The 23,065-nt window shown below is 68.7% G+C and carries 15 protein-coding genes; 12 read left to right on the top strand and 3 right to left on the bottom strand.

Going from position 1 to position 23,065, the window contains the following annotated elements:
- Positions 1-135: 135 nt before the first annotated feature.
- The 9 genes from CTP10_RS03100 (at position 136) to CTP10_RS03060 (ending at position 15,900) form a co-directional block, all read left to right on the top strand.
- Positions 136-3,525, top strand: coding sequence for a diguanylate cyclase (locus CTP10_RS03100; protein WP_116317284.1), 3,390 nt, complete (start codon positions 136-138; stop codon positions 3,523-3,525).
- Between the two features lie 35 nt (positions 3,526-3,560).
- Positions 3,561-4,277, top strand: coding sequence for a histidine utilization repressor (gene hutC, locus CTP10_RS03095; RefSeq protein ID WP_116317283.1), 717 nt, complete (start codon positions 3,561-3,563; stop codon positions 4,275-4,277).
- A gap of 951 nt (positions 4,278-5,228) precedes the next feature.
- Positions 5,229-6,896 carry a urocanate hydratase gene (hutU, locus tag CTP10_RS03090; protein ID WP_116317282.1) on the top strand — a complete coding sequence of 556 codons (1,668 nt, stop codon included), beginning with the start codon at positions 5,229-5,231 and terminating at the stop codon, positions 6,894-6,896.
- Between the two features lie 101 nt (positions 6,897-6,997).
- The gene (locus CTP10_RS03085) at positions 6,998-8,296 is read left to right on the top strand and encodes an MFS transporter (RefSeq protein WP_116317281.1); all 1,299 of its coding nucleotides are present in this window, start codon (positions 6,998-7,000) and stop codon (positions 8,294-8,296) included.
- Positions 8,293-9,261, top strand: coding sequence for a formimidoylglutamase (gene hutG / locus CTP10_RS03080; RefSeq protein ID WP_116317280.1), 969 nt, complete (start codon positions 8,293-8,295; stop codon positions 9,259-9,261). The genes CTP10_RS03085 and hutG overlap by 4 nt, the downstream gene beginning before the upstream one ends.
- A 735-nt stretch (positions 9,262-9,996) precedes the next feature.
- Positions 9,997-11,310: a dicarboxylate/amino acid:cation symporter gene (locus tag CTP10_RS03075; RefSeq protein ID WP_116317279.1), complete on the top strand. Its 1,314-nt coding sequence runs from the start codon at positions 9,997-9,999 to the stop codon at positions 11,308-11,310.
- A gap of 192 nt (positions 11,311-11,502) precedes the next feature.
- On the top strand, positions 11,503-13,509 hold the full coding sequence (locus CTP10_RS03070) for a sensor histidine kinase (RefSeq protein WP_116317278.1): 2,007 nt from the start codon (positions 11,503-11,505) through the stop codon (positions 13,507-13,509).
- A complete protein-coding gene (locus CTP10_RS03065; RefSeq protein ID WP_116317277.1) occupies positions 13,499-14,827 on the top strand; it encodes a sigma-54-dependent transcriptional regulator in 1,329 nt (442 codons plus the stop codon). The genes CTP10_RS03070 and CTP10_RS03065 overlap by 11 nt, the downstream gene beginning before the upstream one ends.
- Before the next feature lie 476 nt (positions 14,828-15,303).
- On the top strand, positions 15,304-15,900 hold the full coding sequence (locus CTP10_RS03060; RefSeq protein WP_116317276.1) for a helix-turn-helix domain-containing protein: 597 nt from the start codon (positions 15,304-15,306) through the stop codon (positions 15,898-15,900).
- A gap of 40 nt (positions 15,901-15,940) precedes the next feature.
- On the opposite strand, the gene CTP10_RS03055 is transcribed toward CTP10_RS03060, so the two are convergent.
- Both CTP10_RS03055 and CTP10_RS03050 read right to left on the bottom strand, forming a co-directional pair.
- Positions 15,941-17,026, bottom strand: coding sequence for an ornithine cyclodeaminase (locus CTP10_RS03055; protein WP_116317275.1), 1,086 nt, complete (start codon positions 17,024-17,026; stop codon positions 15,941-15,943).
- A 32-nt stretch (positions 17,027-17,058) separates the two neighbouring features.
- On the bottom strand, positions 17,059-17,937 hold the full coding sequence (locus CTP10_RS03050; RefSeq protein WP_116317274.1) for a dimethylarginine dimethylaminohydrolase family protein: 879 nt from the start codon (positions 17,935-17,937) through the stop codon (positions 17,059-17,061).
- 158 nt (positions 17,938-18,095) lie between these two features.
- On the opposite strand from CTP10_RS03050, the gene CTP10_RS03045 reads away from it, so the two are divergent.
- Positions 18,096-18,515, top strand: coding sequence for an Lrp/AsnC family transcriptional regulator (locus CTP10_RS03045; RefSeq protein WP_116317273.1), 420 nt, complete (start codon positions 18,096-18,098; stop codon positions 18,513-18,515).
- Positions 18,516-18,532: 17 nt separating this feature from the next.
- Here the strand turns inward: CTP10_RS03045 and CTP10_RS03040 are convergent, their stop codons facing one another.
- Positions 18,533-20,305 (bottom strand): chloride channel protein, encoded by a 1,773-nt coding sequence (locus CTP10_RS03040; RefSeq protein WP_116317272.1) that lies wholly within the window; start codon positions 20,303-20,305, stop codon positions 18,533-18,535.
- A 131-nt stretch (positions 20,306-20,436) separates the two neighbouring features.
- Between CTP10_RS03040 and CTP10_RS03035 the strand changes: the two genes are divergently transcribed.
- Together CTP10_RS03035 and CTP10_RS03030 are read left to right on the top strand one after the other, a co-directional pair.
- Positions 20,437-21,576, top strand: a complete 1,140-nt coding sequence (locus CTP10_RS03035; RefSeq protein ID WP_116317271.1) for an HPP family protein — start codon at positions 20,437-20,439, stop codon at positions 21,574-21,576.
- A 277-nt stretch (positions 21,577-21,853) separates the two neighbouring features.
- Complete coding sequence (locus CTP10_RS03030) at positions 21,854-23,059, top strand: AI-2E family transporter (protein ID WP_116317270.1); 1,206 nt, start codon at positions 21,854-21,856, stop codon at positions 23,057-23,059.
- Positions 23,060-23,065: the final 6 nt, after the last annotated feature.

Below are 23,065 nucleotides of genomic sequence, written 5' to 3'. Positions count from 1 at the left end.
CCGTTACAGTTGCCGCTACGCTGGGCGGCAGTCCGTCCGCGCGCCTTGCCGGGCCCATACCCCCGGCGCGCTGGCGCGCCGGAACTGCCGCCCGGCTCCGACCGATTCGCATCGCCCTTTGCACCGCACTCGTCCATGACGCCCGATACGGCCCCGCCGAGCCACCAGGCCGCCACCGCCCTTTCCGCCGCGCCGCGCCGCTGGCAGCCCTTGCTGCTGGCCGGTGCCGGCTATTTCGTGCTGGCGGCGGTTGGCCTCTGGCTGGCGCGGCTGCCGGGCAACGTGGCCGCGGTATGGCTGCCCAACGCCTTCGCGCTGGGTCTGCTGCTGCACCGGCCCCGACGCGAAACACCGTGGCTGCTGGCCGGCATGCTGGGCGCCAACCTGCTGGCCAACCATGCCGCCGGCGACAGCACCGCCAGCGCGCTGATGCTGGCCGGCGCCAACCTGGCCGAGATCTTGTGCGCCACCGGCCTGCTGCGCCTGCTGGACCGGCACGCCGGGCTGGTCCGCCACGGGCCGCTGGCGTCGTTCGCGGTCATGCTGGCGGTCGCCGGCATCGTCGCTCCGGCGCTGGGCGCCACCGCCGGAGCCGCGGCCATCTCCAGCCTGCATGGCACCGCGTTCGCGTCGGTGTGGTGGACCTGGTGGCAGGCCAGCGCGCTGGGCATGGCGCTGCTGCTGCCAATGATGCTGTCGATGACGCCCGGGCGCGTGCGCGCCGCGCTGGCACGGCCGGCGCTGGCGCCGCAGGCCGGCCTGCTGGCGCTGTGCCTGGCGATCGGCGCGTTCGCGCAATGGCAGGGCCACGACCCCTTTGCCGCGATGTCACTGCCGCTGGTGCTGGTGGCGCTGTCCGGCAACCCGTTCGCCACCGCGCTGCTGACGCTGGTGGCAACGCTGTCGCTGCAGGCGCTGATGCTGGTCGGGCACGGCCATGAAGCGGTGCCGCTGTCGGCCGCGGTGATCATGGTGTTCCCGGTCTGCATCGCCTACCTGACCGAGCAGAACCGCCACGGCCGCGCCAGCCTGCGCGGCAGCGAAAAGCGCTTCCGCCAGGCCATGGAGCACTCGGCCATCGGCATGGCGCTGGTGGCCATGGACGGCCGCTGGGAGACCGTCAACCGCGCCATGACCGAGCTGCTTGGCTACAGCGACGCGGAACTGCGCGCGATCACCTTCCAGCAGCTGACCCACCCCGAGGATCTGGCCGACGACCTGCGCCAGGCCGCGCTGCTGGTGGACGGCAAGATCGAGTCCTACCGCATGGAAAAGCGCTACCGCCACAAGGACGGCCAGTACCGCTGGGCGCTGCTGGCGGTCTCGCTGGTGCGCGACGAAGATACCGGCGCGCCGCTGCACTACATCGCCCAGGTGGAAGACATCCATGCGCGCAGGCTGGTGCAGGAAGAGCTGGAACGGCTGTCGCGGCGCATCCAGCTGGCGGTGGAGGCCGGCGGCGTCGGCATCTGGGAATGGGACTTCGCTGGCGCCGTCATCACCTGGGATGCGCGCATGCATGCCTTGCACGGCACCGATCCCGCGCAGGGCACGCCGCAGGCGGAGCAGTGGATCGCCATGCTGCACCCGGAAGACGTCAGCCGCGTCAGCACGGAGTTGCGCCAGGCCATCCGCGGCGCCGCGCCGTTCGATACCGAATACCGCATCCTGCGCCCCGGCGGCGCGGTGCGCCATGTGCGCGCCATGGCCATGGTCTCGCGCGGCGCCGATGGCATGGCGCATGCGCTGGTCGGCACCAACTGGGACATCACCGAGCAGCGCCGCCTGACCGAGGCGTTGTTCGAAGAGAAAGAGCGGCTGCATATCACGCTGCGCTCGATCGGCGATGCGGTGATCTGCACCGACGCCAACATGCACGTCACCTTCATGAACCCGATCGCCGAGCAGCTGACCGGCTGGACCATGGCCAGCGCCAGCGGCCTGCCGCTGGAGCAGGTCTTCCGCATCGTCGACGAAGCCACCGGCGCTTCGATCCCCAGCCCGGTCGAGGCCTGCCTGCGCACGCTCACGCCCGCCTACCTGCAGGACGGCGCGGTGCTGCAGAGCCTGACCGGCGAGCGCCACGACGTGCAGGACTCCGCCGCGCCGGTGCTGACCGCCGGCGGCGAGGTGCTGGGCGCGGTGCTGGTGTTCCAGGACATCACCACCGCGCGCGCGCTGCAGCGCGAGCTGGCGCGCTCGGCCATGCACGACGCGCTCACCGGCCTGCCCAACCGCACCTGGTTCGAGAAGCGCCTGCGCGAGGCCTGCGACGACGCGCGGCTGCAGGGCCACCGCGCCGCGCTCTGCTTCATCGACCTGGACCGCTTCAAGATCGTCAACGACACCGCCGGCCACGGCGCCGGCGACGTGCTGCTGCGCGAGCTCGGCTACATGATCCGCAACCACGTGCGCCCGGACGACTTGCTGGCGCGCCTCGGTGGCGACGAATTCGCGCTGCTGCTCAAGGATTGCACCGTGGACCAGGCCGAGCAGGTCTGCCAGGGCGTGATCGACGCCATCCGCGGCCGCCGCTTCCCGTGGGAAGGCCGGGTCTATGACGTCGGCGCCAGCATCGGCATCGCCGCGATCGACCTCGACGTGCCGCCCGTCAGCGAACTGATGAGCCGCGCCGACGTGGCCTGCTACGCCGCCAAGGCCGCCGGCCGCAGCCGGGTCTCGGTCTACCGCCGCGACGAGAGCGACGCGCGCCGCCACCACCGCGAGCTGGAGGTCGCCGCGGGCATCCACTCGGCGCTGGAAGCCAACCGCTTCCGCCTGTTCGCGCAGGAAATCCGCGCGCTGCAGCCGGCCGGCAAAGGCCGTGGCGAACACCGCCACATCGAGATCCTGGTGCGCATGGTCGACGAGAGCGGGGAAATGATCCTGCCCGGCGCCTTCATTCCTGCCGCCGAGCGTTACGACCTGATGGGCCATGTCGACCGCTGGGTCATCCACAACGTGCTGCACGGCTACGGCGAGCGGCTGCGGGCGGTGCCGGGGCTGTCGGTGTCGATCAACCTGTCGGCCAACTCGCTGGGCGAGCCGTTCCTGCTGCCCTTCCTGCATGCCGAGCTGGATACCAGCGCGCTGCCCGCCGACCGCATCCGGCTGGAAATCACCGAGACGGCGCTGATCAACAACATGTCGGCGGCCAACCGGCTGGTGTCCGAGATGCGCCGCGCGGGCTGCACCGTCTCGCTCGATGACTTCGGGTCGGGGCTGTCTTCGTTCGCGTACCTGAAGCAGTTCCCGGTCGACTACCTGAAGATCGACGGCAGCTTTATCCGCCAGCTCGCCGACAACGCGGTCGACCGCGAGATCGTCAGCTCGATCAACGATATCGGCCACCGGCTGGGGGTGAAGACCGTGGCAGAGTGGGTCGAGGACGAACGCACGCTCGACGCGCTGCGCGCAATCGGCGTCGACTATGCGCAGGGCTATGCGATCGGGCGGCCGACGCCGCTCGAAGCGTTCCTGGAAGCGTGCGGGCCGCGCGGCGTCGAACAACACCAGGGGGCGTGATACATTCGGCGGCTGTCGCCACCCGGGGGAAACCGTTGCCGCTCGCATCCACGCCGGCGCCGCTCTATGCGCGCGTCAAGCAACACATCAGCAGCAGGATTGCTGACGGCAGCTGGCCGCCCCACCATCGCGTGCCCTCGGAGGCCGAGCTGGTCGAAGCGCTGGGCGTCAGCCGCATGACGGTGCATCGGGCGCTGCGCGAGCTGACGGCGGAGGGGATGCTGGTGCGGCTGCAGGGGGTCGGGACCTTTGTCGCCGAGCCCAAGCTGCGCACGGCGCTGTATGCGGTCAACAATATTGCGGACGACATTGCCGCGCGGGGTCATCGGCATCATGCGCGCGTCATCAGCGTGCGGGAGGAACGCGCCGGCCCGGCGCAGGCCACCGCGCTGGATGTACCGCTGGAGCAGCGCGTGTTCCACTCGGTCATCGTCCACTATGAAGACGATGTTGCGATCCAGCTGGAAGACCGCTACGTCAATGCCGCCGTCGCGCCGGATTACCTCGAGCAGGACTTCACGCGCGAAACGCCCTACCAGTACCTGACGCGCGTCGCGCCGCTGACCGAAGGGGAGCACGTTGTGGAAGCCGTGCTGGCGCATCCGGAGGAATGCGGGTTGCTCGACATCGACAAGGGTGAGCCGTGTTTGCTGATCCGTAGACGGACATGGTCGGCGGGGCGGGTTGTGACGTCGGTCAGGCTGGTGCATCCGGGGTCGTTGCATCGGCTTGAAGGGCGGTTTGCATCATAGGCTTTTGCTGATCGATTGCTGATCGCTGGCTGCGGCTTTACATCTGGTGGATGTTGATGTGCCCCGGTTTCGCCCCTGAAGGGGCGAGTCACTTTTGCCCGAGCGGCAAAAGTAACCAAAAACGCGTCGCCTGCGGCTGGCTGAGCCAATTTGGCGCTTCTGGTCATATGGGCGGTTTTGGTCTCAGTGAGGCGTGGTCGCGATTCCACCCTGCTACGCCAGGTGAGTGAGTGTGGGTGCCTGGCGAAAACCGACTTTTGAACAATCCCCAGGACGGGTGTAGGCCACCTGCTGAGAGCGGTATCGCGTCATCGCCTACGGCTGCGCTGCGCGCGGCTCAGTCTCGCGGATGACATGCTCGGGCACGGATCTGCATCGCTGCGCTCGCAGTGCGCTGTCGGTGAACGGTTCGAAATCGGCCGCTCTGCCACCTTGGGCCCGCGCGTAGCGCAGCCGAAGGCGTCCCACCAATATCCCGGGTAGCAGGCGGCCTACGGCCGGCATGGGGATCGTTCAAGAGCCGGTTAGCGCCAGGCACTATCCCTGACTCACATAGCGTTAGCAGGCTCGAACGGGCACTGAGCCAAAACGGAAATCACCGCCGCCCGACCCACCCACGCCGCCAAATTGATAGCCAGCCGCTCAGGCGACGCGCTTTTTGGTTACTTTTTGGCGCTCGGCCAAAAAGTGACCCGCCCAGGAGGGCGGAACCAGGCGGTTCAACAGGCGACAGCATGTCACCAATCGCGAAGACGGCTAAAAACCGCAGAACAAAACCCGCGCCAAGCAACGCCAAGCGCTCGTAGTTCCACAAACGAACCTAAAAGATAGCCGACTAGGGGATAACCCCGATTCATACGTACTTGTATATACAAGATTATACATGCCTATGCAGTCGCCAAAAACCAGGCGACCGACCAAGCCAGCCCAGCACACAAAGGAGCAACCCAAATGACCACCCGCTTCCGCGACACCGAAATCCGCGCCCCCCGCGGCACCAAGCTCACCGCCAAAAGCTGGCTGACCGAAGCCCCGCTGCGCATGCTGATGAACAACCTCGACCCCGAGGTCGCGGAGAACCCGAAGGAACTGGTGGTCTACGGCGGCATCGGCCGCGCCGCGCGCAACTGGGAATGCTATGACCGCATCGTCGAAGCCCTGACCCGCCTGGAAGACAACCAGACCCTGCTGGTCCAGTCCGGCAAGCCGGTCGGCGTGTTCCAGACCCATCGCGACGCCCCGCGCGTGCTGATCGCCAACTCCAACCTGGTCCCCCACTGGGCCAACTGGGAACACTTCAACGAACTCGACGCCAAGGGCCTGGCCATGTATGGCCAGATGACCGCCGGCAGCTGGATCTACATCGGCAGCCAGGGCATCGTGCAAGGCACGTATGAAACCTTCGTCGAAGCCGGCCGGCAGCACTACAACGGCAACCTGAAGGGCCGCTGGGTGCTGACCGCGGGCCTGGGCGGCATGGGCGGCGCGCAGCCGCTGGCCGCGACGCTGGCCGGTGCCTGCTCGCTGAACATCGAATGCCAGCAGAGCCGCATCGATTTCCGCCTGAAGACCCGCTATGTCGACGAGCAGGCCACCGACCTCGACGACGCGCTGGCCCGCATTGACCGCTACACCTCGCAAGGCAAGGCAATCTCGATCGCGCTGTGCGCCAACGCCGCCGAAGTGCTGCCCGAACTGGTCCGCCGCGGCGTGCGCCCCGACATGGTCACCGACCAGACCAGCGCCCATGACCCGCTCAACGGCTACCTGCCCGCCGGCTGGAGCTGGGACGAATACCGCGAGCGCGCGCAGCGCGAGCCGGCCGTGGTGGTGAAGGCCGCCAAGGCCTCGATGGCCGCACATGTGCAAGCCATGCTGGACTTCCAGAAGCTGGGCGTGCCGACCTTCGACTACGGCAACAACATCCGCCAGATGGCCAAGGAAGAAGGCGTGGCCAACGCCTTTGACTTCCCCGGCTTCGTGCCCGCCTATATCCGCCCGCTGTTCTGCCGCGGCGTCGGCCCGTTCCGCTGGGCCGCGCTGTCGGGCGATCCGCAGGACATCTACAAGACCGACGCCAAGGTCAAGGAACTGATCCCCGATGACGAGCACCTGCACCGCTGGCTCGACATGGCGCGCGAGCGCATCAGCTTCCAGGGCCTGCCGGCACGGATCTGCTGGGTGGGACTGGGCCTGCGCGCCAAGCTGGGCCTGGCGTTCAACGAGATGGTCCGCAGCGGCGAGCTGTCGGCGCCGGTCGTGATCGGCCGCGACCACCTGGACTCGGGCTCGGTCGCCAGCCCCAACCGCGAGACCGAAGCCATGCAGGACGGCTCGGATGCCGTGTCCGACTGGCCGCTGCTGAACGCGCTGCTGAACACCGCCAGCGGTGCGACCTGGGTCTCGCTGCACCACGGCGGCGGCGTGGGCATGGGCTTCTCGCAGCATTCCGGCGTGGTGATCGTGTGCGACGGCACCGATGAAGCCGCCGCGCGCATCGCCCGCGTGCTGCACAACGACCCCGCCACCGGCGTGATGCGCCATGCCGACGCCGGCTACCAGATCGCCGTCGACTGCGCGCGCGAGCAGGGCCTGGACCTGCCGATGCTGCGCGGCTGATCTCGGCCGCTACAGGCCACCACGGGCCACCTAGAGCCGCCTTGCCGGCCGGGCCGCCACGCGCGCGCCCGGCCGTCGCCATACCCTTCACGGAGACACCCATGTCCATCGACACCACCGCCGGCGTGGCGGTCGCGGCGCCACAGCCGCCGCTGTCGCGCACGCGCGCCATTGCCGCCATCACCATCGGCAATGGCCTGGAGTTCTACGATTTCGTGGTCTACAGCTTCTTTGCCACGCTGATCGGCCGCCTCTACTTCCCCGTCGACAACCCCACCGGCCAGCTGCTGATGTCGTTCGCCACCTTTGGCGTCGGCTTCCTGATGCGCCCGCTCGGTGGCCTGCTGATCGGCATGTACGCCGACCGCGCCGGACGCAAGCCGGCGGTGGCGCTGACGCTGTGGCTGATGGGCCTGAGCTCGCTGATCTTCGTGGTCACGCCGCCGTACGCGCAGATCGGCATCCTCGCGCCGATCATGGTGGTGGTGGCGCGACTGGTGCAGGGCTTTGCCATCGGCGGCGAGATGGGCGCCTCCACCGCGCTGCTGCTCGAATACGCCGATGACCGCACGCGCGGCTTCTATACCGCCTGGCAGCCGTTCAGCCAGGGCCTGGCGGCGCTGCTGGGCGCGATCACCGGCCTGGTGCTGAGCAACGTGCTGGCGCCGGCCGACCTGGAAGCGTGGGGCTGGCGCCTGGCCTTCCTGATCGGCATCCTGGTGATCCCCGTGGGCCTGCTGATCCGCCGCCGGCTCGAAGAAACCGCCGCGCCCGCGCGCCACGGCGAGCACGCCGCGCAGTGGCCGCTGCTGCGTGCGCACGCACGCCAGGTGCTGGCCAGCATCCTGCTGATGATCGGCCTGGCTTCGTCCACCTATATCGTCGTCTACTACATCAGCAACTACGCCGTGAGCGTGCTGAAGATGCCGCTGTCGCTGAGCATCTGGGCCGCGTGCGTCGCAGCGCTGGTGCAAGTGGTGCTGTCGCCGTTCGCCGGCTGGCTCGCCGACCGCATCGGCCGCAAGACCGTGGTGCTGTGGTCGCGCGTGGCGCTGCTGGTGATGATCTACCCGGCGTTCGTGCTGATCAATGCCGAGCCGTCGCTGGCACGCCTGCTGCTGGTGGTGGGCTGCCTGTCGGTGCCGATGTCGATGACCGCGCCGGCGTCGATGGTGCTGGTCAGCGAGGTGCTGCCGCAGCGCCTGCGCGCCACCGGCCTGTCCATCGCCTATTGCGTGGCGATCGCGATCTTCGGCGGCTTTGCGCAGTACTTCTCGACCCGGCTGATCCAGATCACCGGTGACGCCAACGCCCCGGCGCTGTACGTGATCGGCTGCGGCCTGGTCTCGCTGATCGGCCTGGCGATGGTGCCCGAAACCCTGGGACGCCGGCTGAAATGAGCGACCTCGCCGAACTCGCCCAGTCCAGCGACACGGTCTGGCGCGGCCGGCGCGATGCCGGCGAGGCGGGCGATACCCGCCGCCTGTTCGATATCGTCGCCGGCCACCGCACTCCGGATGCGCCGCGCACCCCCGGCGTGCCGGTGCTGCTGGGCTTCTGCTGCGATGCCGGCGTGCTGCGCAACCAGGGCCGCCCCGGCGCGGCCAACGGCCCGCGCGAAATCCGCCGCGCGCTGGCGGGCGTGCCGGCACACGGTATCGGCCGCCTGATCGACGGCGGCGACATCCATTGCGAGGGCGATGCGCTGGAAGACGCGCAGCAGCGGCTGGGCCATGCCGTCGCCGCCGAGCTGGCGGTGGGCGCCTGGCCGCTGGTGCTTGGCGGCGGCCACGAGGTTGCCTGGGGCACGTGGCAGGGCCTGCGCGCGCACCTGGACGCGCACGGCGACCGGGGCCGCGTGCTGGTCGTCAACCTGGACGCGCACTTCGACCTGCGCGGCAGCCGGCCCGCCAGCTCCGGCACGCCCTTCGACCAGATCGCCATCGACTGCCAGCGCCGCGGCCTGCGCTTCGACTACGCCTGCCTGGGCGTAAGCCGGCTCGGCAATACCGCCGCGCTGTTCGCGCGCGCCAGCACGCTGGGGGTGCGCTATGTCGAGGACGTGGATATGCAGGAGCGCCACCTCGACGCACGCCTGGCCGCGCTGGATGAATGGGTGGCCGAGGCCGACCACGTCTACCTGACCATCGACCTCGACGTGCTGCCCGCCGCGGTGATGCCCGGCGTGTCGGCGCCGGCCGCCTACGGCGTGCCGCTGCCGGTGGTGGAAGCCATCGCCACGCGGCTGCGCGATAGCGGCAAGCTGCGCGTGGCGGATATCGCGGAGTTCAATCCGCTGTATGACCGCGATGGGTGTGGGGCGCGGGTGGCGGCACGGCTGTGCTATCGGTTGTTGGGTGGCTGAAGCGAGCTCACCAAAGACAAGCGAACTGGCCTGAGAAAAGTGCGCCCAAGCCGCGCGAACTAGCCAAGGCAAGGTGCACCCAAACCGCCCGAACTAGCCTAAGCAAAGATGTTCTCCCTCTCCCCTCATGGCCTCATGGGGAGAGGGGTGGGTTAGCAAGGCACCACATCAAGCAAGGCCCTCGGTTTAACCCACAGGCCTCAGCCGTTGACCCTCCTGCCCCCTCCCCCAACCCCTCTCCCGCAAGCGGGAGAGGGGGGCAAACCAGCGGCAATTTCAAACCCTCCCAGCCCCTCGAACCCCTCCAAAATCGCGGGTTTACACCTAGAACACCATTCGGATTCCCGAACACCCCTCCCCGCCGCCTATCCGGATCTCCGAACCGTGCGCCGGCGTCACTTCGATTTCCCCTTTGAATTCAACGAGTTGCACAGCGCGGACGGCCCCTCCCGCCTGGCACGCCGTGTGCAATATAGGCCGCCGCTACAGCGCCCAGACAGGTCGGCCGGCATGCTTCCCAACGCGCCGGCCTCGCCAAAAAACAAAGGAGGAAACACATGACTGACCCCGCCTTGCCCATCCCCCCTCTCGCCGCCCGGGCGACTCGCTGGCACCTGTTGCCGCGCTGAAAAAAATCCGCATGGCCGGTGCGTGCCCTCCAAAGCCCGCCAGCCATCCCGCAATACCGACGTCCGGCCCTGCCCGCGGGGAACGGACGCACAGGCCTGATCCACGATGAAACTGAATCGACTGCCCACCCTGATCTTCATTGCGATGCTGCTAGGCGTGCTGGTCGGCACCGCCGTGCACAACATGGCGCCGGACGCCGCCACCGCGAAATCGATTGCGGACCACCTGTCCATCCTGACTGACGTGTTCCTGCGGATGATCAAGATGATCATCGGCCCGCTGGTGTTCGCCACGCTGGTGGCCGGCATCGCCAGCATGGGCGACGGCCGCGCCGTCGGCCGCATCGGCACGAAGGCGATGATGTGGTTTATCGGCGCCTCGATCACCTCGCTGCTGCTCGGCCTGGTGATGGCCAACGCGCTGCAGCCCGGCCACGGCATGAACCTGCCGCTGCCGGCCGCGGACGCCGCCTCGAACCTGAAGACCGGCGCGCTGAACCTGCGCGACTTCATCGCCCACATGTTCCCGAAGAGCTTCGCCGAGGCGATGGCGCACAACGAGATCCTGCAGATCGTGGTGTTCTCGCTGTTCTTCGGCTTCGCGCTGGGCACGGTCAAGGACGGCGTGGGCAAGCCGGTGCTGGAAGGCATCGAGGGCCTGGGCCACGTGATGCTGAAGGTCACCAACTACGTGATGGCGTTCGCGCCGGTGGGCGTGTTTGGCGCCATCTCGGCGGTGATCGCCGCACAGGGCCTGGGCGTGCTGGCGGTCTACGCCAAGCTGCTGGGCAGCCTGTACCTGGCGCTGGCGCTGCTGTGGGTGGCGCTGATCGCGGGAGGCTACTTCTTCCTGGGCCGTGACGTGTTCCGCCTGCTCAAGGGCATGCGCACGCCGCTGATGATCGGCTTCGCCACCGCCAGCAGCGAATCGGCCTACCCGAAGGTGATCGACCAGCTGACCCGTTTCGGCGTCAAGGAGCGCATCACCAACTTCGTGCTGCCGCTGGGCTATTCGTTCAACCTGGACGGCTCGATCATGTACACCTCGTTCGCCGCGCTGTTCGTGGCCCAGGTGTATGGCATCGAGCTGTCGCTGAGCCAGCAGATCACCATGCTGCTGGTCCTGCTTGTCACCAGCAAGGGCATCGCCGGCGTGCCGCGCGCCTCGCTGGTGGTGGTCGCCGCCGTGCTGCCGATGTTCGGCCTGCCGGAGGCCGGCATCCTGCTGGTGCTGGGCATCGACCACGTACTCGACATGGGTCGCACCGTGACCAATGTGCTCGGCAATGCCATTGCCACCGCCGTCGTCGCCAAAAGCGAAGGCGCCATCGGCGCGCCGGTACTGTCCGACGAGGAAGAACCCGTCGTCGCGGATACCACCACCAGCCTGGCATCGGTCCAGGCCGTGGCCGGCAAGTAACACAGCCTGCCAGGTGTGCCAGGGCCCGGTTGCCGACAAGGCAACCGGGCCTTTTTGCATCCATGACACGGGCATGGTCGCGCCGGTGTGGTAAAAGTAGGCACCCGCGCCGCCCTGGCCCCGGAAAAGACTGCCATGGATCACTGTCCTGCCGGCGCGTCCGCTTCGCCCCTAGCCTGACCAGACTTCCTGATGACCGGCCCGCTCCACCCTCCCGGCGATACCCCGCACGCGCCCACCGCCACGCAAGCCACGCACGCCATGCCCGCCCGCCTGCCCCACGGCCTGCGCGGCGCCGCACCGCTGCTGGCGTTGCTGGCGCTGGCCGTGCTGGTCGGGCTGGCCGGCGCGCTCGGCTACCGTTACAGCTACGACAACGCGCTGGCGCGCCAGGCCGAGCGCGGCCAGGTGCAGTTGCGCCTGTACACGCAGGCGCTGGAGAGCGAGCTGGCGCACTACGACTACGTGCCAGGCCTGCTGTCGCTGGACGAGCGCATCGCCGGGCTGCTGCTGCGCCCGGACGACACCGCGCGCGTGGCCCGCGCCAATGAATACCTGACCGCGCTCAATGCCCGCGCCGGCACGCGCGTGGTCTACGTGCTCGATGCGCACGGCAAGGTGCTGGCCGCCAGCAACTGGCAGCGCCCCGACAGCTACGTGGGCGAGGACCTCAGCTTCCGGCCTTACTTCCAGGCTGCGATGGAGGGCCAGCTCGGCCGCTTCTACGGTGTCGGCACCACGCGCAGCGAATCCGGCTACTACCTGTCGGCACCGCTTGGCGAGCGCGACAACCCGTCCGGCGTGGCGGTGGTCAAGATCGGGCTGGAACCGCTGGAAAACCGCTGGCAGGGCGCCGACAGCCAGATGCTGCTGAGCGACGAGAACGGCGTCGTGATCCTGGCCTCGGACCCGTCATGGAAGCTGGCCGCACTGCGCCCGCTGTCAGACGAGGCGCGCCAGCGGCTGTCGCGCAGCCTGCAGTACAACCGCGCGCCGCTGCCGCAGTTGCCGCTGGTCTCGGTGCGCAAGCTCGCGAACGGAAACGGGGACACTGGTGGCACTGGTGGCACTGGTGGCACCGTTGCCACCGGTGGCAACGTCGGCAGCAGCGACGAACTGGTGCGCCTGCGCCGCGGCCCGCCGATGCTGGCCCAGCACGCCGCCCTGCCCGGCACCGACTGGGAGCTGACGCTGCTGACCAATACTTCTCAGGCGCGCCTGGCGGCGCTCAACAGTGCCGCGCTGGCGGGCGTGCTGACCGCCTTCGTGCTGCTGCTGGGCGCGGCCTGGAACGTGCGCCGGCGCATCGTCAACGAGCGGCTGGCCGCGCGCGCCGCGCTGGAAGCCGCCAACAGCGAGCTGGAGCGCAAGGTGGCCGAGCGCACCGCCGACCTGTCCGCCGTCAACCACCGGCTGCAGGCCGAAGTGACCGAGCGCATCCGCGCCGAGACCGTGCTGCGCCAGGCGCAGGACGGCCTGCTGCAGGCCGGCAAGCTGGCCGCGGTGGGCCAGATGTCGACCGGCATCGCACACGAGCTGAACCAGCCGCTGGCGGCGCTGCGCACGCTGTCCGGCAACACCGGCAAGTTCCTGGAGCGCGGCGACTATGCCACCGTACGCACCAACCTCGACACCATCATCGGGCTGGTCGAGCGCATGGGCCGCATCACCGGCGCGCTCAAGTCGTTCGCGCGCAAGTCGGGCAATGGCCTCAGGCATGCCCGGCTGGGCGAGGCGGTCGACAACGCGCTGTTCCTGCTGCAAACCCGCGTGGAAGCGGTACAGCCCGACCTGCAGCGCGACATCGATCCCGAACTGGCCGTGGTCTGCGACCCCAACCGGCTCGAACAGGTGCTGGTCAACCTGCTCGGCAACGCCCTCGATGCGGTCATCGGCCGGCCCGCGCCGCGCATCGCGCTGCATGCGCACGTGACCGGCGGCATGGTCCACCTGACCGTGCGCGACAACGGCGCAGGCCTGTCCGAAGAAGCCTTCGCGCGGCTGTTCGAGCCGTTCTTCACCACCAAGCCCGCCGGGCAGGGCCTGGGGCTGGGCCTGACGCTGTCGGCCGGCATCCTCAACGAGAACGGCGGCAGCCTGTCAGCCTCCAACCACCCCGACGGCGGTGCCTGCTTCACGCTGGTGTTGCCGCTGGCGCCGCACGAGGCCAGGGCACAGGATCCCAAGCATGCCGGCTGAACTGACCGTACTGATCGTCGAGGACGATGCCGACGTGCGCCTGGGCTGCGAACAGGCGCTGCGCCTCGAGGGGCTGGCCACGCGCGGCGTGGGCAGCGCCGAGGCGGCGCTGCGCGAGGTGGATCGCGGCTACGCCGGCGTGGTGGTCAGCGACATCCGCCTGCCCGGCATTGACGGCATGGCGCTGCTGGCGCAGCTGCGCGAACGCGACCCCGCGCTGCCGGTGATCATGATCACCGGCCACGGCGACGTGGGCCTGGCGGTGCAGGCGATGAAGCAAGGCGCCTATGACTTCCTCGAAAAGCCGTTCTCGCCCGAGCAGCTGGTCGATGCCACGCGCCGCGCGCTGGAGCAGCGCCGGCTCGCGCTGGAAGTGTCAGAACTGCGCGAACGTCTGGCCGGACGCGAAAAACTCGAAACTCGCCTGATCGGCCATTCGCCCGCGGTCGAACGCTTGCGCCGGCTGATCGCCGACCTCGCCGGCACCGACGCCAACGTGCTGATCCACGGCGAGACCGGCACCGGCAAGGAACTGGTGGCGCGCTGCCTGCACGAGGCCAGCCCGCGCCATGCGCGCCACTTCGTCGCCATCAATTGCGGCGGCCTGCCCGAGCAGCTGTTCGAAAGCGAGATTTTCGGCCATGAGGCAGGCTCGTTCACCGGCGCCGCGCGCCGGCGCATCGGCAAGATCGAACACGCCGAAGGCGGCACGCTGTTCCTCGACGAGATCGAAAGCATGCCGATGCCGCTGCAGATCAAGCTGCTGCGCGTGCTGCAGGAGCGCGTGGTGGAGCGGCTCGGCTCGAACCAGCCGGTGCCCGTCAACGCGCGCGTGGTGGCGGCGACCAAGGCCGACCTGCGCACGCTGTCCGATGCCGGCCAGTTCCGCGCCGACCTGTACTACCGCCTGAACGTGATCACGCTGGAGCTGCCGGCGCTGCGCGAGCGGCGCGAAGACGTGCCGCCACTGTTCGAGCATTTCGTCGCGCAGGCGGCGCTGCGCTTCGAGCGCGAGGTCGTGCCCGCAAGCGCGGCCGAACTGGCGGCGCTGGTCGCCTACCCCTGGCCGGGCAATGTGCGCGAGCTGCGCAACCTGGCCGAGCGCCACGTCCTCGGGCTGGGCTGCAACCCGGGCCATGGCACTGCCGCTCCGGCAGCGCTGCCGCTGGCGCAGGCGGTCGACCAGTTCGAGCGCGCGCTGATCGCCGATGCCATGCGCAGGCACGACGGCAATCTCAGCCGCGCCAGCGAGGCGCTTGGCGTGGCCAAGACCACGCTGTTCGACAAGGTGCGCAAGCACGGCCTGCAAGACCGGTAGGTCTGTCATCGCAGCTCGCATGCCATGCGTTGCATCATTGCCTGACAGGCATGCTCTGGAGCGGCCGCTGAATTCAGCAACTGCCACAAATCGGACAGCGGCGCGGGGAACCACCCGGGCACCACGGTGTCTGCGTTACTGACTGCGCGTTCCCATGGCACGGCACAGTTTTCAATGTGCGTTGAAAAACAAAAGTGCGATGGATTTGTAGTTTTTTCTTACTGATTGCCTGACCTTTGCGGCATATTATGGGCTTCCGGCAAATCCGGAACCGGGACATGCAAAGCAATCATCTGCAGGCAGTCTGCGGGAAATAACAAAAACGTCAATTCGACGATAAATAATCGTCCGGCCGGCGGGGGAGCGGGCCAGGACACAGGGTCAGTCAACCATTGGCAGTGACATACGCGGCGCAGGTGTCTGGTGCCGCGCGCGCCTTGCCGGCGCGGACTGCCTTCAGGACTACGGGTGATTGGATGAAACTGGATCCGGCACTAGCTGAAAAGCCTTACTACAGCACGCGTACAGCGGCAAAACTGCTCAATGTCTCGCTGGGCACTGTCCAGAAGATGGTAGAGCGCGGCGAACTGGGCGCCTGGAAGACCAACGGCGGCCACCGGCGCATCCACAAGGAAACCGTGCATCGCCTGCTGGCGACGCGCATCGGGCACGAAGCGGCGGCGCCGCATGGCCTGGACCTGGTGGTGTTCCATCCCAACCACCAGGAAGCGCAGCGCATCCACGGCCAGCTTGGCAAGTGGGGCCTGCCGCTCAAGAGCGTGGTGGTCGACGATGTGCTTGACACCGTCATCACCTCGGTCAGCGCGCATCCGCGCGTGGTGCTGTACTACGTCGACGAACTCAACGACGCCGAGTCGGCCACCATCGAGAAATTGCAGAATTTCTTTGCCAGCCAGCACGTGATCTTTGCGGTGATCACCAACCGGCAAGCCTATGATGGCGTGGCCGACGCGCTGCAGCACTGGGGCATCATGGTGTTCCTGAAGACGCCCTCGCTGGAAGAGGTCAAGGGCTTCCTGCGCGCCCAGCTGATGATGGGGCGCGCCGGCTGAGTCGAGCGCCCCCTCGCAACGAGGGGAGTCGCGTTCGCGGTCAGGCCAGCGATGCCAGCCGCGGCAGTTCCAGCCCGGCCTCGCGGTCTTCAGCCTGCGCCATCATCCAGCCATAGAGATTGCGCGGATCCGGCGGCATCGCCACCAGTTCCACCGCCCTGCCCGCCCGCCGGGCATGCGCGGCGGCATAGAGCCAGCGCAGCGCGGCGTAGTCTTCCAGCGCAAATCCCACGGAATCGAACACCGTCACGTCGTCGGCCGTGACACGGCCCGGCGCGTCGCCGGCCAGCACCTGCCACAGCTCGGTCACGGGCGCGTCGGCAGGCAGTTGCTGGATCTCGCCCTCGATGCGCGTCTGCGGTTCGTACTCCACCACGATGCGCGCCCGGCGCAGGATATCGGCATGCAGCTCGGTCTTGCCGGGGCAGTCGCCGCCGACCGCGTTCAGGTGCATGCCCGGGCGCACCTGCGCCGGTGTCAGGATGGTGGCGCGGGTCTTGTCGGCGGTCACGGTGGACACGATGTCGGCGCCGTCCAGCGCGGCCTGCACGGATGCCGCGGCGCGGATCGCCAGTCCCGGCACGCCGGCAAGGTTGCGCATCAGCCGTGCCGTGGCGGCGGGATCGATGTCGTAGGCGGCGATCTCGCGCACGCCCAGCATGGCGTGGAAGGCAAGCACCTGGAACTCGGCCTGCGCGCCATTGCCGATCAGCGCCATGGTGCGCGCACCCGGCCGCGCCATCGCCTGCGCGGCCAGCGCCGAGGTGGCGGCGGTGCGCAGCGCGGTGGCCAGCGTCAGGTCGGCGAGCATCAGCGGGAAGCCGGTTTCCACCTCTGCCAGCATGCCACACGCCATCACCGTCGGCATGCCATGCTGCGCGTTGCGCGGATGGCCGTTGACGTACTTGAACGCGTACTGGATGCCGTCGCTCACCGGCATCAGCTCGATCACGCCGCGGGCGGAATGGCTGGCCAGGCGGGCGGACTTGTCGAAGGCATCCCAACGCAGGAAGTCCTGGCGGACATGGTCGGCCATCTGCACGATGGCGGGCTGAACGCCGACCGCGGCCACCAGCCGGGCCACGTCGTTGGCGTCGAGGAACAGCGACCGGGCGGTCTCTTTCATGATCGTTTCCTTGGCTGTCGATGGCGGATGCATCAGGCCGCGGCCGCGGCGACGCCGGGCCCGCTGCTGCGGTCGAGCCGCAGCGTCATGCAATACGCGCCGCCGCCGGACAGCATGAAGGGCGAGAGGTCGACCTCGTGCAGCTGGTAGCCGCGCCGGCCCAGTTCGGTGCGCAGGTGCGGCGTGGTGCGGGTCATCACCACCTGGTCGTCCAGGTTGACGGCGTTGACGCTGAAGTGGCGCAGGTCGTCGGCGCTGGCCTCGATGCGCAGGCGCGCCGGCAGGCGTGCGCGCAGCTCGCGCAACGCCGCTTCACTGAAGGCCGGCGGATAGTAGAGGATCTCGCCGCCGGACAGCGGGCAGAAGCATACGTCGAGGTGGTAGCTCTGCTCGGTGGCCAGCTCCAGCGCCACCACTTCCTTGCCAAAGAATTCCGACACGGCGGTGGCCGCCTCATGCGACGAGCGCGGACCGAAGCCGGCCCAGAAGTGGCCGCGGCCGGCATCCCAGATGCAGTCGCCCGCGCCTTCCTGGAAGCAGCCCTCGGGCAGCAGCGCCACTTCATCGAGCAGGCCGCGCTCGCGCAGCACGCCGAAGATTGCCGCGAACGGCGCTTCTTCGCCGCGCCGCTGCGGGTAGCGGAAGCGCGCCAGCAGTGCGCGGCCGTCTAGCACCACGGCGGCATTGGCCGGGAATACCATGTCGGGCAGGTCGGGGGCGCCGGCCGCCACTTCCACCGCGAAGCCGGCCCGGCCCAGCGCCGCGCGCAGCGCGTCGAAGGACTGCATGGCGTTGCGGTGCATGCCGCGCGGGTCGCGCGCCCAGGCGTCGGGGTCCATCCACGGATTGATGCTGTACGACACGTCGTAGAAGGTCGGCTCGACAATCAGGATCGTGGGGGTGTGGATCACGGCGGCTCCTTTTTTCTGGGGTTCTGGAAACAAATCAGTCGATTGCATTCTGGTGCAGGCTGGTGTTAACTAATAGCCAGCAAGTTGCGCAATTTACGCCTTCCACTTAGCAAAACGACAGACTTCACTGGCAAATCGCCAGAACCCCCGATACCCACATGGACGCCACCGATCAACAGCTGCTTTCCCTGCTGCGCGACAACGCACGCACGCCGGTCACCGCGCTGGCGCAGGCACTGCGCGTGTCGCGCGCGACCGTGCAGAACCGGATCGACAAACTGGAGAAGGAAGGACTGATCGTCGGCTATACCGTGCGCCTGCGGCCCGAGGCCGAGGCGCACCGGATCCGCGCGTGGATGACGATCGCGGTGGAAGGCAACAAGGCGCGCACGGTGCTGCAGGCGCTGCGGGGCGAGCCCAACGTGCAGGCGCTGCATACCACCAATGGGCGCTGGGACATCATTGCCGAACTGCGCGCGGATACGCTGGAGGCGTTTGACCGGACCCTGGACCGGATCCGGTTGATCGAGGGGATCAGCGCGACGGAGACGAGTATTTTGCTGTCGACCTACAAATAGCGCCGCCGGCTTGAACCTCAGCCTGCCAACCGCCCCCGCAGCCGCTCGCGCCGCGCTTCCTCATGATGGACCTGCGAACTTGCCTGCAGCAGGTCGCGCAGCGACACAATGCCCGCCAGCCGCATGCTGTCCACGCTTTCCACCACCGGCAGCCGCGCCACGCTGAGCGTGGCCATGCTCCCCGCGGCCGCGCGCGCGGTCTGCTCAGGCAACAGCACATGCGCCGGCGCACTCAGCAAGTCACGGCAGCGCAGGCCAGGCGGCACCTCGCCGGCGGCCGCGCCGCGGATGGCGGCGCGTTCCAGCATGCCCAGCACGCGCCCGCCCGCCACCACCGGATAGGCGCGGTGCGCGGCGTGTTCGCCGAAGTAGCGCGCCAAGGCGTCGGCCACCGGCAGGTCGGCATCGATCGTCACCACCTCGTGCGTCATCAGCTCGCCCACATGGGCGCGCTCAAGCGGGTCGACGCCGTATTCGCGGTAGATATGCAGGCCGCGCCGGGCGATCTTTTCGGTCATGATCGAGCGCTTCATGGTCAGCACCGAGAAACCGTACGCGACCGCCGTCGTCAGCAGCAACGGCAGCAGCGCGTGCGTGTCGTGCGTCAGCCCGAAGGCGAACACGATCGCGGTCAGCGGCGCGCCCAGCACGCTGCCAAGCACGCCGGCCATGCACACCAGCGCCCACAGCTCGGGCGAACCGCCCGGCAGCCACGGCGCCAGCACCGTGCCCAGCCCCGCCCCGAGCATCAGCAGCGGGGCCAGCACGCCACCCGAGGTGCCGGAGCCCAGTGCCGCGATCCAGATCACCGCCTTGACCGCCAGCAGCCCCAGCGCAATGCCAATGGCGATGCGGTGGTTGAGCAGGTCGCCGATCACGTCATAGCCAACGCCCAGCGCGCGCGGCTCGAAATAGCCGCCGATGCCGACCACCAGCCCGCCTATCGCCGGCCACCACATCCAGTGCAGCGGCAGGCGCGAGAATGCGTCCTCGGTGCGGTACAGCGCCAGCGTCAGCCCAGCGCCCAGCGCGCCGCACAACAGTCCGGCGATCACGCACGATGCCAGGGCCGGCGTGCCCGCGGCCGCGGTCTGCAGCGGGAACAGCGGGCCAGCCTCGAACAACAGCGGCCGCAGGAAGCCCGCCACCGCGCATGCCAGCGCCACCGGCAGCAGGCTGCGCGGGCGCAGCTCGAACAGCAGCAGTTCCACCGCCAGCAGCACCGCCGCCACCGGCGTGCCGAAGATCGCCGTCATGCCCGCGCACGCGCCCGCCACCAGCAACGCCTTGCGCTCGCCGGCGGTCAGGTGCAGGTACTGCGCCAGCAGCGACGCCAGCGAGCCGCCGGTCATGATGATCGGCCCCTCGGCGCCGAACGGCCCGCCGCTGCCGATCACGATGCCCGACGACAGCGGCTTGAGCACCGCCACCCGCGGCGACATCTTGCTCTTGCCGAACAGCACCGCCTCGATCGCCTCGGGAATGCCGTGGCCGCGGATCTTGTCGCTGCCGTAGCGCGCCATCAGCCCCACCACCAGGCCGCCGACCACCGGCACGGCGATGACCCACGCGCCCAGCGCATGGTCCGCCGGCGAGCGCTCGGCCAGCGACAGCGTCTGGTAGAAGAACAGGTTGGTGAAGAAGCGGATCAGGTTGACCAGCACGCTGGCCGCCACGGTGCTGAGCGCGCCGATGCCCAGCGCGATCGCCGACAGCATCAGCAGGCGGCGGTTGACGGCGTAGTCACGCTTCTCGACGGGCGCGGCGGTGGATGACGCAGGGAACGACATGAGGGCGACTCCTTTTTGCTCTTGTGCGGTGCATCACTCCCCAACACGGGGATGCGCTGCACCAAAGGCGGCCAAATATATCACCGCGTGATATATTACGTGCACCATTCCCAAGCCGCCCCCGTCCAAGAATGCCAACCGCCCCCGCTGTCGCCTCCCTGGCGCAAAACACCCGTGCATGGCTGCGCACTTTCGTCCCGCTGCCGATCTCCGCCAACCGACATGAGCGCCTCAAGAGCTGCTTCGGCGCGCTGCTCGGCCTGTTCTGCACCGAATGGATCAGCCACCAGACGCTGGGCGGATTCAATCCCTGGTTCGTCGCGCCAATGGGCGCGTCGGCGGTATTGCTGTTCGCGGTGCCGTCTTCGCCACTGGCGCAGCCGTGGTCGATCATCGGCGGCAACCTGTTTGCGGCGCTGGTGGGCGTGGCCTGCGCGCGCTGGATCCCTGACCCGGGCCTGGCCGCGGCGACAGCCGTGGCCGTGGCGATCGCCGTCATGTTCCAGTTCCGCTGCGTGCATCCGCCCAGCGGGGCCGTGGCGATCACCGCGGTATTCGGCGGCCCGGCGGTCAGCGCTCTCGGCTTCGGCTTCGTGGTGGTGCCAGTGCTGTTCAACTCGATGCTGCTGCTGCTGATGGCGCTGGCCTTCAACAACCTGTCGCGCCGGCGCTACCCGCACCGCCCGCCCGAGCCCGCGGTGCAGCATGGCACCAAAGACGTGCCGCCGACCCAGCGCGTGGGCTTTAACCGCGCCGACCTGGACGCGGCCCTGAAGGCGCGCGGCGAATTCCTCGACATCGAAGAAGACGACCTCGAGGCCATCCTGGTGGCGGCGCAGCTGCGCGCGTACCGGCGCCACTTCGGCAACGTTCTGTGCGGCGAGATCATGTCGCGCGACGTCATCATGGTGCGGCCGGACCAGCCCGCGCACGAGGCTGGCCACCTGCTGTCGCGGCACCGCATCAAGGCACTGCCGGTGGTCGATGCGCAGAACCGCCTCGAAGGCATCATCACCCAGAGCGATTTCTTCGCCGCGCAGCGCGATACCGGTGCGCGCCGGCTGGCCGGCACCGTGCGCAACCTGATGACGCACGCCGTGGTCACCGCCCGCGCCGACCAGCCGATGGTGGAACTGGCCCAGGCCTTCTCCGATGGCGGCCTGCACCATGCGCCGGTGATCGACGACCACCGCCGCGTGATCGGCATGGTGACGCAGTCCGACCTGGTTGCCGCGCTGCTCAAGAGCGGCGTGATGGCAGTGCCGGCCTGAGGTTGGCCGGGGTTGGCCTGAGGTTGACCCCCTCGCTGGCGCCGGCCCTGCCCGGCGCCTTTTCCTCCATGCCTTGACGGCACGCCCGCCGCGCTGTTCAACGTCACAAAGCTATGGCACTGTGGATGCGTCCCGGGCGTGCTGCGCCGGCGCATCGCGATGTGGTGCCTGAAGCATCCCTCCAGCACCCTCCAGCAGCCCTTTGGCATCGCCCGCCCCGGCGTAGGCTATATTTACGCCGTTTCCGTCACACCGGCGGGCCCAGGGAGAGCCATCGATGAGTTCCGGCCAGTTAATCGAGAAAATTGCAGCAGTCTTTGCGCTGATCGTCCTGATCGGCGGCTCGCTGCTTGTGCTCGCGCCCTTTACCACGGCGCTGCTGTGGGGCGCGATCCTGGCCTACAGCTCGTGGTACCCGTACACCGTGCTGTCGCGCTGGCTCGGCAACCGCCGCGGCCTGGCCGCGCTGATCTGCGTGCTGCTGGCTACGGTGATCGTGCTGGGCCCGTTCGTCTATGCCGGCGCCAGCTTCTCGGCGCACCTGGACGACCTGTCGGCGCTGGTCGACCGCTACATGGAGCACGGCATCCCGCAGCTGCCTGACTGGCTGAGCAGCCTGCCCTATGTCGGCACGTACCTGCAAGGCTCGTGGGACCGCATCATCAACGCCGACTCCGAGATGGTCGCCAACCTGCGCAAGCTGATCGCGCCGGTCGGGCATGTGCTGCTCGGCGCCGGCCTGTCGATCGGCGCGGGGCTGGGGCAGCTGGCGCTGTCGATCATCCTGGCGTTCTTCTTCTATACCGGCGGCGAGTTCGCCATTGCCTGGCTGCGCGCGGGCATGCGCCGCATTGCCGGCGAGCGTGCCGACCACCTGCTGGAACTGGCCGGCAGCACCGTCAAGGGCGTGGTCTACGGCGTGCTGGGCACGGCCTTTATCCAGGCGGTGCTGGCCGCCATCGGGCTCTGGATCGCCGGCGTGCCGGGCGCGGCCATCCTCGGCTTCGTCACGTTCTTCCTGTCGGTGGTGCCGGTGGGCCCGCCGCTGGTGTGGCTGCCGGCGGCGCTGTGGCTGTACCACTCCGGATCCACTGGCTGGGCCATCTTCCTGGTGGTCTGGGGCGTGGGCGTGGTCAGCATGGCCGACAACATCGTCAAGCCGCTGCTGATCAGCAAGGGCACCGGCATGCCGCTGATCTGGATCATGCTGGGCGTGCTGGGCGGCGCGCTGGCGTTCGGCTTCCTGGGTGTATTCATCGGCCCGACGCTGCTGGCGGTGGCGTATGCGCTGCTGCGCGACTGGACCATCGGCTCGCAGGCCGAGCTGGCGCAGGACCTCGCGCACGACCTGAAGCCGGGCGGCGCGGCTGCGGTAGCGCCGCCCGCCCCGGCAGCAACGGCTAAAACGGCAGCAGCAGCGGCACCCGCCGTGGTCGACAACCCCGACGTGCCGCCGGCGACCACCGGCAAGCACCCCGGCTGAACGGCT

Source organism: Cupriavidus sp. P-10, assembly GCF_003402535.2.
GTDB lineage: Bacteria > Pseudomonadota > Gammaproteobacteria > Burkholderiales > Burkholderiaceae > Cupriavidus.
The sequence above is the reverse complement of the archived record's forward strand: the minus strand, read 5'-3'. Positions and strand labels throughout refer to the sequence as shown.

What these genes read in the sequence shown, in the direction of transcription:
- CTP10_RS03100 (WP_116317284.1), top strand. Translation starts at nt 136, where the DNA reads ATGACGCCCGATACGGCCCCGCCGAGCCACCAGGCCGCCACCGCCCTT.
- hutU (WP_116317282.1), top strand. Translation starts at nt 5,229, where the DNA reads ATGACCACCCGCTTCCGCGACACCGAAATCCGCGCCCCCCGCGGCACC.
- CTP10_RS03085 (WP_116317281.1), top strand. Translation starts at nt 6,998, where the DNA reads ATGTCCATCGACACCACCGCCGGCGTGGCGGTCGCGGCGCCACAGCCG.
- hutG (WP_116317280.1), top strand. Translation starts at nt 8,293, where the DNA reads ATGAGCGACCTCGCCGAACTCGCCCAGTCCAGCGACACGGTCTGGCGC.
- CTP10_RS03075 (WP_116317279.1), top strand. Translation starts at nt 9,997, where the DNA reads ATGAAACTGAATCGACTGCCCACCCTGATCTTCATTGCGATGCTGCTA.
- CTP10_RS03070 (WP_116317278.1), top strand. Translation starts at nt 11,503, where the DNA reads ATGACCGGCCCGCTCCACCCTCCCGGCGATACCCCGCACGCGCCCACC.
- CTP10_RS03065 (WP_116317277.1), top strand. Translation starts at nt 13,499, where the DNA reads ATGCCGGCTGAACTGACCGTACTGATCGTCGAGGACGATGCCGACGTG.
- CTP10_RS03060 (WP_116317276.1), top strand. Translation starts at nt 15,304, where the DNA reads ATGAAACTGGATCCGGCACTAGCTGAAAAGCCTTACTACAGCACGCGT.
- CTP10_RS03055 (WP_116317275.1), bottom strand. Translation starts at nt 17,026, where the DNA reads ATGAAAGAGACCGCCCGGTCGCTGTTCCTCGACGCCAACGACGTGGCC.
- CTP10_RS03045 (WP_116317273.1), top strand. Translation starts at nt 18,096, where the DNA reads ATGGACGCCACCGATCAACAGCTGCTTTCCCTGCTGCGCGACAACGCA.
- CTP10_RS03040 (WP_116317272.1), bottom strand. Translation starts at nt 20,305, where the DNA reads ATGTCGTTCCCTGCGTCATCCACCGCCGCGCCCGTCGAGAAGCGTGAC.
- CTP10_RS03035 (WP_116317271.1), top strand. Translation starts at nt 20,437, where the DNA reads ATGCCAACCGCCCCCGCTGTCGCCTCCCTGGCGCAAAACACCCGTGCA.
- CTP10_RS03030 (WP_116317270.1), top strand. Translation starts at nt 21,854, where the DNA reads ATGAGTTCCGGCCAGTTAATCGAGAAAATTGCAGCAGTCTTTGCGCTG.